Raw genomic sequence first — 12,500 nt, 5'->3', positions numbered from 1 at the left:
CTCGCATGACGGTTCTCTACAAGGCCAACATGGTTCGCGGCGCCGAGTGGGCGCGCTTCTTCGCGGAGCGCGCGCCCGACGTCCCGTTCCGGCTCTGGCCTGACATCGGCGATCCCGCTGATATCCGATATCTCGTGGCGTGGGTGCCCCCTGACGATATCGCGACGACGTTTCCCAATCTCGAGCTGGTCTTCTCGGTCGGGGCCGGCGTCGATCAGTTCGATGCCACCAAGGTTCCGGCCCACATTCCGCTGGTCCGCATGTTGGAGCCCGGCATCGCCGAGACCATGGTCGAATATGTCACCATGGCCGTGCTCGGTCTGCATCGCGACCTCCTGCACTTCATCAATCAGCAGAAGCAGCAGGTCTGGCGCGAGATCCGCATCACGCCGGCCAAGCGGCGGCGTGTCGGCGTGATGGGGCTTGGCCAGCTCGGCCAGGCCGTGCTCGAACGCCTCAAGGTGTTCGGCTTTCCGCTGTCGGGGTGGAATCGTTCGGCGCGGGAGATCGAGGGCGTGACCTGCTATGCGGGTGCGGATGCACTGCCAGATTTCCTCGCACAGAGCGACATCCTCATTTGCCTGCTGCCATTGACCGACGAGACGCGCGGCATCCTCAACGCCGATTTGTTCGCGCGCCTGCCGCGCGGTGCGTCCCTCGTCAACGTCGGACGTGGCCCGCATCTCGTCGAAGCCGATGTCCTTGCGGCCCTCGACAGCGGTGCGTTGTCAGGCGCGGTGCTCGATGTCACCGAACCCGAACCGCTGCCTGAGGGACATCCGTTCTGGAGTCATCCCCGCATCCTGCTGACGCCGCACAATGCCGGCATGACGACGCCGGACACGGCCGTCGATTTCGTGCTCGATGTCATTGACCGTCACCGTCGCGGCGAGGAACTGCCGGGACGGGTCGATCGTGCGCGCGGTTACTGAGGTGAATGGGAACACCAGCAGCCCCGGGCTCCTCTTACCTCTCATGCTCGAGGGATGATGGATTCCCGTCGTCTCCTTCGAGGTCGCTTGAGGCGCGACGATGAGGATCTGTCCTCCTGAAATTGTGACTGGATGGAGCGACAGGGAACTGCGGTATGTGAACCGCCTCATATTCCATCACTCTCTTTTCGAGCTATCACTCCCGCAAGAAATTGTCGCACCCGGAGCCAACTGACAGACACGGGTGAGAGGCAATGCCTGCGAAGCCGCGTGCTCGCAGCTTTGGATTGGCTCTCGTCTTGGTCACGAGCAAGCCAACCCCATCACTCAGCAAAGAATCTTTCAGAAATTGGAAGCAAGGACATCGCGAAACGCGTCCACGCAGCTCCTATTCGGGGTCGGCCGGTAGGCTGCTACTTAGTAAGGAGTACCCAATGAAGACGAGCAACGCAGCACCCAGCGCATTTTCCCTGACAAGGTACGCCGGCAATCTTCGGATCGCCCGTTCCAGTCTGATCAGGTCGGCCCATCTTCTTGAAAGAATTGGGCTTGCAGCCGTCGGGGCCTCCTGCGGCCTCTATGTGGGTGCGGCCCTATTGCGTCAGAAGGGCGGACTTTTTGAAAGTGGCTGGATCGTGCTGCTAACGGTGCTCTACGGCGCTCTTAGCTATTATGTCGGAATTGATTTGTCCCGGACGATCGCTCGGAGGTCGATTTCGAGTACCTCCGAAGCATACGATGGCTCCGAGATGGTTGAGATCATGAGCGCGGCCGGAACGTTCGGCGCAGCGATTGCAGCAGCCCTGTCCGTCAGCATCCTTGTCCTTGATCAAAACCTCCCCAACGGCCTGATAGCCTTCGTCGCCGGCTGCTGGGTGGTTGGCTCTTCGCTTCAAGTTGCGGCGGGAGCGATGGCGCGCAACTACGAAGTGCCCGAGAACAAGGACTAAAGACAAACAAGGACTAAAGATAATTGTGCTCACGGAAAAACGTCTGCTTGGCGTGACGTGGGCACAAGCCCGGTACCAGGATTAGGCTTAAGGCCTGAAAGCGAGTGACTGACGACTCATCGCAACTTCTGTCGTCCAATGCGACGTGCGGACGATTTTTGGTAGCGCAGCCGCTCGCATCAAACAATGTCCCAGCGTGGAAGCGGTATCGGTACCGAGCAACCTAAATTATCGCACAACAAACAAGACGTGCCATCATGGTGGCGTTGGGATATTGTCCCTGCGCGCCGTGGTCCAAAATTCTGCTCACCGCCAACCACACATCGGTGGAGCCAATGCAGATTGCGGAGTGGCTCGAGAAGCTGGGGCTTGGGCAATACGCAGAGCGTTTTGTCCAAAATGGGATCGACATGGGCGTCCTTCCCGAGTTGATGGTCGAGGACTTCGACAAGCTCGGAGTCCTGCTCGGGCATCGCCGTAAAATGCTGCGTGCGATTGCCGACCTTGATCCAGCCGCGTTGATCGCATCGCCGGCGCCTCCTCACGACGCTGAGCGGCGCCACCTCACCGTCATGTTTTGCGATCTGGTCGGCTCGACCGCACTCTCGGCGCGTCTCGATCCCGAGGATATGTGGGAAGTGATCCGGGCCTATCGCGCCGCCTGCGCGAGCGTCGTTGCTGCTTATGACGGCAGGATAGCCAGGTTCGTCGGTGACGGAATACTCGTCTATTTCGGCTATCCGCGCGCCCATGAAGATGATGCGGAGCGCGCAGTGCGGGCCGGCCTTGACACTATCTCCGCGGTTCGCCAGCTCAAGATGGGCGCCGACGAACGGGTTGAACTGCGGATCGCAATTGCGACCGGGCTTGTGGTGGTCGGCGACCTCATCAGCGGAGATGCGTCAGAGGAGCGTGCAACCGTCGGCGATACACCAAACCTCGCTGCCCGGCTCCAGAGCCTGGCGGAGCCGGGAGCGGTCGTCGTTGCCTCGTCGACGCGCCGGCTGCTCGGTGATCTCTTCACGTTTCGCAACCTCGGCCGCCGCGAGGTCAAGGGGATATCCGAACCCATCGCGGTCTGGGCGGTCGAGGGAGCGCCCGCATCGGAAAGTCGCTTCGAGGCGGTCCACGCGGCGCGCTCGATCGGCTTTGTCGGCCGCAAGGAGGAGATCGAACTCACGCTCTCGCGCCAGCGGTTGGCATGGCAGGGGCACGGGCAGATGGTGCTGATTTCCGGCGAAGCCGGCATCGGCAAGTCGCGCATGGTCGCAATGCTGTCCGAAAGCCCCGTGTTGGGCGCGCACCGCCGGGTGCGATATCAGTGCTCGCCGTACCACACCAACAGTGCGCTTCATCCCTTTGTCGCGCAACTCGAGCGCGCTGCCGGCATTTGCTCGCACGACACGCCAGGGCAGAAGCTCGACAAGCTCGAGGCGATGCTGGCGCTTGGAACGCAGCAGGTTGCCCGGGCGACAGCGCTCATTGCGGCACTGCTTTCGATCCCAACCGGGGACCGTTATCCGCCGCTCGGTCTGAGCCCGGCGCAGCTGCGGCGACAGACCTTTGCCACCCTTCTCGATCAGCTCGAGGGATTGGCGCGAGAGCAGCCCCTGCTGATTGTCTGCGAGGATATGCACTGGGCCGATGCCACGACACTTGAACTGTTCGATCTCGGGGTCGACCGGATCAGGGGGCTGCCGATACTCGTGCTCATGACATCGCGGCCGGAATTCGAGCCGTCATGGTCGGGCCTTGCCAACGTCAGTCTGTTGCGGCTCGACCGGCTCGACCGGCAGGACACGCGGGCGCTGGTCGAGCAGGTGACTGTCGGTCGCCAGCTGCCACGCGAGATGCTGAAGCAGATCATCGACAGGACGGATGGCGTCCCGCTCTTCGTCGAGGAATTGACCAAGATGGTGCTGGAGTCCGGATGGCTCGTCGAAGGTGCCGGGCGCTATCGCCTCGAAAGTCCGCTCCCGCCGCTGGCTATTCCCGCGACGCTGCAGGATTCGCTGATGGCGCGGCTCGACCGGCTGGCTCCGGTCAAGGAGGTGGCGCAGATAGGCGCCGCCATCGGCCGCGATTTCTCGTACGCGCTGCTGAGATATGTGGCGGGACGCGATGATCTGACGCTGAGCGCTGCGCTGGGGCAACTCGAAGAGGCCGAACTGCTGGTGTGTCGCGGGGCTCCGCCCGAAGCAAACTATAGTTTCAAGCACGCCCTCGTTCAGGAGGCGGCCTACGAGAGCCTGCTCAAGAGCAAACGGCAGGTGCTTCACACGCGCATCGGTGATGTCCTGCGCGAAAAGTTTCCAGCCGTGGCCGAGACTGAGCCGGAAGTTCTGGCGCACCACTTCACCGAAGCTGGGCTGAACGAGGTCGCCCTCGAGTGGTGGCGCAAGGCGGGCCAGCAGGCGCTGAAACGCTCGGCCTATTCCGAGGCGATTGCGCATCTCGGCAAGGCGATTGCCATTGCCGATGAGTTGCCTGACGAGCCTCGCCGGATGATGAGCAGGCTGCATCTTCAAATCGCCTATGGCCGCGCATTACGGGGCAGCCTCGGCCACAGTGCTCCGGAAACAGTCGCGGCATGGACGCGTGCGCGCCAGTTCGCAGCCGACATCAATGATCCCGTTGAACTTGCGCCGATCCATTCGGGTCTCTTCAATGCCTGCCTGACACACGGCGAACTCGCTCCGATGCGGGAGCTGGCGGATGCCATCAAGAGCGCGGCTGACCGACGACCGGACTCACCGGTGGCCGCCGTCGTTGCACATTGGACCGGCGGGGTGACCTGTTGGTTCGGGGGCGACTATTTGAACGCGAGGGTGCATCTCGAGCAGGCACTGGACATCTATGGTGCCGAGCCGGATCCAGCGACGTTCAGAGCCTCGGCGCTGGATCTTCCGTTCGTGATCATGAGGTTTCTCGCCTTGGTGCTTTGGCCGCTTGGCAGGATCGCCCGGGCACGCCGCCTCGCCGCCGAAGCGGTGAGTGCTTCCGGAGAAAAACGGGCGCTTTCCCAGGCCAATGCGCTTGTGCATCGAGCCGTGTTCGACGGAGTATGCGGCGGCATGTTGCAGCAAACAGAGACGATCCTGGCGCTCGGTCTCGCGCGCGACCACACGATGCCGCTGTATGTGGCCGCCGGCACCTACCTGAATGGCCTGGCCAAATGGCGCGACGGAGACCGAGCCACTGGACTTACGGAAATGCGCCGCGGCTGGACCTTGCTACACGAAAATGACTGCTACCTCTGTGAACCGTTTTGGGGGATGCATGTCGCCATGGCGGACGCAGAGTCGGGCCAAGTTGAAACCGGGCTGGAAATCCTGAGCGAATCGATCGCATGGGCGGGGCAATCCGGCCAGCATTGGCTCGATGCCGAGCTGCACCGCGTCCATGGCGAGCTGTTGTTGCGTCAGGACCCTCCAGACGAATCCGGGGCCGAAGATGCCTTCGAGCGAGCGCTGCAAATCGCGCGACACCAGCAGACGAAGACGTTCGAGTTGCGCAGCGCCCTTGGACTTGCTCGCCTGCGCAAGACAAGGGACCGAGCGGGCGCGGTCTCGGAAGTGCTTGCTCCCTTGCTCGCCGAGTTCGATGCGGAGCGAAATCTTCCCGAAGTCGTAGAAGCGAAAGAGTTGCTTGGGAATGGGCGTTAGCCGCGCCGCCATTCGATCGGCGCAAACGCCGCGCCGACTTCAAGCCGGAATGGGTCGATATCTTGATCCTCGACTCGGCAGCCGTAGTTATCCGGTTTTGACACAGCTTAACCTGTTGTGGTGAATGCTAGATATGCTTCTCGTGGTTGCGAAGGCGAGTCTGCCGCGGCGGCGAATCCTGATTTCGGCTGGCGGCAATGTTGTCGGATTGCTCCTTGCCTCAAGGCGCAGACTTCATCCCAACGCCGGGCCATGCGGCGATTGGCTTGCCTTCGCTGCGGCAGGCGCAGCGACCAAAGCCCATTGGAGGTCCAGTCGTGGTTCGTTTGCACGTTGAACGTTTCATTCGTAGCCGGGTTGTTCGTCGAGCCCTGGCGCTCGGGATCATCGCGCTGAGCGGATGGGCCCTGTTGCCGTATGTGACCTACCGAATCGCTCCCTCCGCATTCGTCAATGCCGAGCTCATGCGGGTGACTGCACCCTTCGCGGGTCAGCTCTCGCCTGATCTTCCACGCAAGGGTGAATATTTCCAGCAGAGCCGGGTGGTGCCGATGGTCGGGGCGCGGTCGCCGGATCGCCGGCACCTCATGGACCTCGATCAGCAGCTTGCCATGTCCACCAAACGCGCCGAGCTCGCACGTCGGCAACTCGAGGAAATCGCCGGGCTCGATCGCAAGCTCGGCGAGCGCAGCGAGGACTATCGTTTGGGGATGGTCGCGCGCCTGAGCCACGAGATCGGCGAAACGGAAGTTGAAAAAGGCGGCTGTCTCGCCGAGGCGCGGCAGCGGAACGATGTCGCGGGCCGGATGGAGAGGCTCGTGAAGCTCGGCATCAGTTCGCAAATCCGCTCCGGTGAGGCCCAGGCCTCGCAGGAGGCAACCGCAACGCGGTGCCAGATGGCCGATGAACGCCTGCAGCGCCTCAAGACCGAGGTGGGGGCGGCCGAGAAGGGCATTTACCTTCGTGGCGACGCAAATGACGTGCCGTATTCTCAGCAGCAGCGCGAGCGGCTTGTCCTCCGCCGCCAGGAGCTCGAGACAGACCTGTTGCAGAACAGCTCACGTGCCACGCAGCTGGCCGCGGAAATCGCAGAGGAACGCACTCGGCTCGATCGTCTCGATCACTACGATCTGTCCTTGCCCGCAGCCCATGTGGTCTGGTCGGTCGCGGCCAGCCCGGGCTCGATGGTCACGGAAGGGCAATCGGTCTTCGATTTTGCGGATTGCGAACGCCGATTTATCGTTGTTGAACTCCCCGAACGCGATTTCGAGAAGATCAAGGCCGGAGATGCGGCTACCGTGCGCCTGATTGGGAGCCGCGAATGGAAGACCGGCCAGATCCGGCAAGTCCGCGGATCGGCAGCGTACGGCGATGATCGGCTGCTTGCGGCTCGGGTGCCGCGGCCTGATCCGGGCAACATTACCGTTGAGATATCGCTTCCGCCCAATGAGACGTCGGCCGACCATAACGGCTCCTGCGATATCGGACGGTTGGCTGAGGTGCGCTTCGAGCGTAGCGCCGACGGCCTGCTGCGATTGGTCAGCTCGAAGTTGAAATGGCTGACCGCGCGCCTGGAGCTCGATCATTCGTCCCTGTGAGCGAGATGTTCCATGCAGGCCATGACTCTGCCTCTCTCTCAGCTGTTCGCGCCGATGCTGGGCATCTTTGCGGCGATGTACCTGTTGGCGCCGACCTTTCCAGTCGCGCGCCTTTGGGCGCGTGTCGCGGTCTTTATCGTGGTTTGGCTTGTGGTCGCCCGCTATCTCGAATGGCGTATTTTCACAACCGTGCTGCCGGCAAGCGGGACTTGGTATCAGGTCGGCTGGATCTGGTTCTGTCTCTTCGTCGAGCTTCTGACCTTCACAGATCAGTTCATTCTCTATCTGACTTTCCTTCGCAGGACCGATCGCAGCAGCGAAGCAGATCAGCACGAGCATCGGCTTCGCAGCCTGCCGGATGACGAACTGCCCTCGGTCGACGTCTTTATTCCGACCTATGACGAGCCATTCGAGGTGCTGGAAAAGACGATCACTGGCGCGCTGTGTCTGGACTATCCAAACTTCCACGTCTGGGTCCTGGATGATGGTCGCAGACCCTGGCTCAAGGAACTCTGCGAACACAAGGGCGCCGGGTATCTCACGCGCGCCGACAATTTGAATGCCAAGGCCGGCAATATCAATCATGCGCTGACGAAGACGAGCGGCGAGTTCTTCGCGATCTTTGACGCGGACTTCGTGCCGCAGCGCAATTTCCTGATGCGGTCGATGGGCTTCTTCGCTGATCCAAAGATCGGAATCGTTCAGATCCCGCACACCTTCTACAATGAGGACCCGATGCAGGCGAATCTTGGCCTGCACAAGGGGCTGCCGGACGAGCAACGGTTCTTCTTCGATTCCATCATGCCAGCGCGCGACGGCTGGGATGGTGCCTTTTGTTGTGGTTCCAACTCCGTCACGCGTCGCGCAGCACTCCGCGCGGTGGGCGATGCCTTGCCGACCCAGTCCATTACGGAAGACATCCTGCTGACGCTGGTCCTGCTGCGCAAGGGGTACATCACTCGCTATCTACGCGAGCCGCTGGCGATTGGACTGGCGCCGGAGAGCCTTGACGCCTTTTTCGTGCAGCGGCAACGCTGGGCGCGTGGCGCGATCCAGACGCTGTATCTCGCCGACGGCCCGCTCGGCCCCGGACTGGGCTTGATGCATCGGCTCCTGTTCTTTCCGACCCATTGGCTCTCATTGGGCCTGCGAGCGCTCATGGTCGTGGTGGTTCCGATCGTGTTCATGTGGACCGGTCTAGCGCCTGTCGTCGACGTCACCCCCGAGTCGGTCTTCTTTTACTTGTTCCCCGCGATCCTGGCGCTCAACGGCGGCATCTCGTGGTTTGCGCCGCTCGCGCATTTTCCGCTCGCCGCTCAGGTGTCGGCGACGATCCAGAGCTTCAAGATTCTGCCGACGGTGCTTGGGACTCTCGTCAAGCCGACGGGACATGCGTTCAGGGTGACGCCCAAGGGAGCTGCCGCGCGGTGCGCAAGCTACGCCGCGGAGATATTCTGGCCGTCAGCGGCCTTGATGGCGTTGACGGTTGTTGGCCTGGTTCTGAACACCATCCCGGAATGGCGGATGATCGATCATCCGGCCGCTTTACCGATGGTCGCCTTCTGGTCGGTGGTGAACATCGTCGTGCTCTTCTTCGTCTGCATGACCTCGCTGCAGGCGCGGATGGGACGCGCCGAGGAGCGTTTCGACTTCGATGAATCAGTCTTGATCGAGACTGGCACCGGCGAGGTGCTCTCCGGGCGCGTGAGCAACATCTCCCTCTCTGGCGCTGGCGTTCTGCTCGGTTCCGGCCTTGACTGTCCCCGCGCTGGAGAACCGCTGCGCGTGCACATCATGCAGGTGGGCTGGATCGACGCGATGATTGTGCAACAAAGAAGCCGGCTCGTCGGGATGCAGTTCCATTTGCCGCAATCGCTTGAACGAGACCTGCTGATCCGCAAGCTCTTTACCGTCGCCCGTCTGAAGGGGAACGGTGTCATCGCATGCTCCGTAAACAGGGCTATGCTCAAGAACATCTGGTCAATGGCCGCGCCGTTGCCTCACATTGTTACAACTGGCGCGAAGCCCGCATCGCTCTCCCCGACGGTGCGTCTGCCGGCAGAGAGCCTGGTCATTCGGCCTCAACCGCGGATCGACGATTTGGCACATCTTGCCGGAGTTCGAAGCCTGCATCCGACGAGTTTTACTGAACCTGGCTGCGTCTCTTGATCGATCACCGTAGTGATGTTCGCCAGGGGCGTCTGACGCTCTGGGCCTCGGCATTCGTGGCGGTCGCCTGCTTGGCGATCGTCGCACTCAGCGGTTGGCGGGAGTGGTCTTCGCGACAGACGGTGCTGAAGGGCTCCGAAACAGACATGGCCAATCTGGCCCGGTCGGTGACGCAGCACGCGGACGATACGTTCGAACTCGCGGACACCGTTCTCAATGTGTTGGTTGGCCAACTCGAACTCGAGGGAACCAGCCCGGCGGCAATCGCCAAGATTCAGACCTTTCTTTCCCGGCGCAAAGCCGCGAACCGGATCCGCGCCGTGTTCGTCTATGACGAGACCGGCCGCTGGCTCGCGACCAGCGAGCCTGTGGATTTCGCCGGCCTCAACAACAGCGACCGAGGGTATTTCCAGCATCATCGTGCAGTGGCTGACCGGGGCACCTTCATTGGGTCTCCAGTGAGGAGCAGGTCGGGCGGGCAATGGATCATCACCGCGTCGAGGCGCTTCAATCATCCTGACGGCAGTTTTGCCGGAGTTGCCCTTACCACGATCGACGTCGACTATTTTCTGCAGTTTTATCGTGGTTTCGACGTCGGCCACAGCGGTTCAATTGCATTGGCGACCGCGAACGGCATTATCCTCGCGCGTAGCCCGGACAACGGATATACGGGCCGCGATCTGTCGAGTGCTCCGCTCTTCAGGATTATCCGTGAGCGGCCGGCCGCGGACGTCTACTACTTCACGTCGCCTCTCGACGGCGTCCGGCGTCTGAGCTTTTATCAACTCAGCAGTCGCTACCCCGTTCTCGTGGTTGCTACAGAATCGGAAGATGACGTCTTGGCCCCCTGGCGCCGAGCCGCGCTGACACGCATGGCTGCGGTGCTCGGGCTGATAGGAGGACTCGCTGTTGCGGGGCTCTTGCTGGTGCACCAGTTGCACCAGCGGCAAAAGATGGCCGCTGCTCTGGTCGCCAAGGAGGCGGATTTTCGCCTCCTTGCAGAGCAGTCGGGAGACATGGTCATGCGCATAGCGGTCGATGGACGGATCCTCTATGCGTCGCCATCCAGCGCTCGGATTCTTGGCTGGGCTCCAAACCAGTTGGTGGATACGTCAGCCCTCGCCGGCATAAATCCCGCGGACCTGGCCCGGGTTGGGCAGACGATCTCCGCGTTGGGGAACGGCGAAGCCGAAGAGGCTAGAATCACATATCGCACCCGGCATCGCGAGAAAGGCGAGGTCTGGATCGAAACCGCACTGCGCGTCGCCAGGAGTGCGCAGAGTGGAGACATCAACGGCGTGGTGGCGATCTCGCGCGACATGTCCGAACGTAAGGATCTGGAGGATAGACTGGCGGCTCTCGCCAGTTCGGATGGCCTGACGGCCTTGGCAAACCGCAGACACTTCGACGAACGGCTAGAGGCGGAATGGGACCGAGCCAGGCGCGAAGGAACGCCCCTGTCATTGTTGATGATGGACGTCGATCATTTCAAGAGTTTCAACGATCAGTACGGGCATCAGGCTGGCGATGCATGTCTTCGCTCGGTCGCCGGGGTCCTGGCGGAGCAGGCCAGACGGCCGGCAGACGTAGCCGCTCGGTATGGCGGTGAGGAATTCATCTTGCTGCTACCAAATACCGGCATGGAAGGGTGCGAGCAGGTCGGAGAGCGAATCCGGCAAGCAATTCAGGACCTCGGCATCCTCCACGCGCTCAACCCGCCATCCAGGCAGGTCACCCTCAGCATTGGTGGCGCCACACATATGTCGTTCGGCGACAAGGCGGATTGCACGTCGCTGATAGCGGCTGCGGATAAGGCGCTCTACGCCGCCAAGGAGGGCGGACGCAACCGCCTGGTGATGTCAGGGCAAGTCGTCGCGTGGCCCGGCTCGATACGGGCTTGAAGAGCAGCTCTCGCGCGTCGCGGCGTGCGCCTCACGAATTGACGTGCACGAAATCCCGTAACAGCGGATAGATCTCGTTATTCCAGCGCCGGCCTGAGAACACGCCGTAATGGCCGACGCCGGCCTGCATGTGGTGGACGCGCCGATAGGCACGCACGCCGGTGCAGAGGTCTTGGGCTGCAAGGGTCTGGCCGATCGAGCAGATGTCGTCCTTCTCGCCCTCGACCGTCATCAGCCCCATGCGGCTGACGGCCTTGGTGTTCACGGGGCGGCCGCGATGCATCAGTTTGCCTTGCGGCAACAGGTGTTCCTGGAAGACGTCGCGCACGGTCTCGATGTAGAACTCGGCCGGAAGATCCATCACCGCGAAATATTCGTCGTAGAAGGTCTTGATGGTCGCCGCCTTGTCCTTCTCGCCCTTGGCGATGTGGTTGGCGAGGTCCATGTGCTGCTTGATGTGGCGTTCGAGATTCATCGAGACGAAGGCGGTGAGCTGCACGAAGCCGGGATAGACTTTCCGCAGCGCGCCGCGGCATTGCACCGGCACGTAGTTGATCAGGTTCTGCTCGAACCATTCGATCGGCTTGCTCTTGGCGAAGTCGTTGACCCTGGTCGGCTGGATGCGGGTGTCGATCGGCCCCGCCATCAGCGTCAGCGTCGCCGGGCGCGAGGGATGGTTGTCCTCGCACATGATCGCGGCGGCCGCGAGCGCCGACACCGACGGCTGGCAGATCGCGACCATGTGCGGGCGCGGACCGAGCTGTCCGAGGAAATCGATCAGATGCTCGGTGTAGTCGTCGAGCCCGAAGCGGCCCTCGCTGCGCGGAATGTCGCGCGGATTGTGCCAGTCGGTGATGTAGACGTCGTGGTCCTGTAGCAGCGTCTGCACGGTGCCGCGCAGCAGCGTTGCGAAATGGCCGGACATCGGCGCCACCAGCAGCATGCGCGGCTGCTCCGTCACGCCGTCCTTCCTGAAGTGCAGCAGCGAGCCGAACGGTGTCGCGTAGGCGATCTCCTCGGTGACGGCGACTTCGCGATTGCCCACCCTGATGCTGTCGATGCCGTAGGCCGGGCGATGATAGGTGAGGGTCGAGCGCGAGATCAGCTCCAGCGCCGCCGACAGCCGTCCGACGACCTGATCCGACATGCCCTGCGGCACCAGATTGAGGAATCTGAGCGCGGACGAAGCCCCCGCGCGCCACGGCGCAGTCAGGTCCATCTGGTTCTGAAAGGCCTGATAATACATCGACATCATACTGAAGTGCCCACCTGTCCCCCGTCTTGA

General features: G+C 62.1%; 7 protein-coding genes. 6 read left to right on the top strand and 1 reads right to left on the bottom strand.

Translation table 11 applies throughout. The features are described from left to right. Nucleotides 1–5 precede the first annotated feature (5 nt). The 6 genes from AABA86_RS00250 to AABA86_RS00225 all read left to right on the top strand — a co-directional run bounded on the left by AABA86_RS00250 (nucleotide 6) and on the right by AABA86_RS00225 (nucleotide 11,215). Nucleotides 6–932 (top strand): 2-hydroxyacid dehydrogenase, encoded by a 927-nt coding sequence (locus AABA86_RS00250; RefSeq protein ID WP_338305357.1) that lies wholly within the window; start codon nucleotides 6–8, stop codon nucleotides 930–932. Between the two features lie 434 nt (nucleotides 933–1,366). Then, nucleotides 1,367–1,882 carry a hypothetical protein gene (locus AABA86_RS00245; RefSeq protein ID WP_338305356.1) on the top strand — a complete coding sequence of 172 codons (516 nt, stop codon included), beginning with the start codon at nucleotides 1,367–1,369 and terminating at the stop codon, nucleotides 1,880–1,882. Between the two features lie 335 nt (nucleotides 1,883–2,217). Next, complete coding sequence (locus tag AABA86_RS00240) at nucleotides 2,218–5,547, top strand: adenylate/guanylate cyclase domain-containing protein (protein ID WP_338305355.1); 3,330 nt, start codon at nucleotides 2,218–2,220, stop codon at nucleotides 5,545–5,547. A 317-nt stretch (nucleotides 5,548–5,864) separates the two neighbouring features. Continuing rightward, nucleotides 5,865–7,145 carry an HlyD family efflux transporter periplasmic adaptor subunit gene (locus tag AABA86_RS00235; RefSeq protein ID WP_338305353.1) on the top strand — a complete coding sequence of 427 codons (1,281 nt, stop codon included), beginning with the start codon at nucleotides 5,865–5,867 and terminating at the stop codon, nucleotides 7,143–7,145. Between the two features lie 12 nt (nucleotides 7,146–7,157). After that, a complete protein-coding gene (locus tag AABA86_RS00230) occupies nucleotides 7,158–9,314 on the top strand; it encodes a glycosyltransferase (protein ID WP_338305352.1) in 2,157 nt (718 codons plus the stop codon). After that, nucleotides 9,311–11,215: a diguanylate cyclase domain-containing protein gene (locus tag AABA86_RS00225; protein WP_212246936.1), complete on the top strand. Its 1,905-nt coding sequence runs from the start codon at nucleotides 9,311–9,313 to the stop codon at nucleotides 11,213–11,215. Before AABA86_RS00230 ends, AABA86_RS00225 begins: the two co-directional genes overlap by 4 nt. A gap of 31 nt (nucleotides 11,216–11,246) precedes the next feature. On the opposite strand, the gene AABA86_RS00220 is transcribed toward AABA86_RS00225, so the two are convergent. Next, nucleotides 11,247–12,470 carry a polyhydroxyalkanoate depolymerase gene (locus AABA86_RS00220; RefSeq protein WP_212246938.1) on the bottom strand — a complete coding sequence of 408 codons (1,224 nt, stop codon included), beginning with the start codon at nucleotides 12,468–12,470 and terminating at the stop codon, nucleotides 11,247–11,249. Between the last annotated feature and the right edge of the window lie 30 nt (nucleotides 12,471–12,500).

The sequence above is a fragment of the Bradyrhizobium sp. TM233 genome (genome assembly GCF_036247965.1).
Lineage (GTDB): Bacteria > Pseudomonadota > Alphaproteobacteria > Rhizobiales > Xanthobacteraceae > Bradyrhizobium > Bradyrhizobium ottawaense.
Note: the sequence above shows the minus strand (reverse complement) of the source record. Positions and strands in the feature narration are given on the sequence as shown.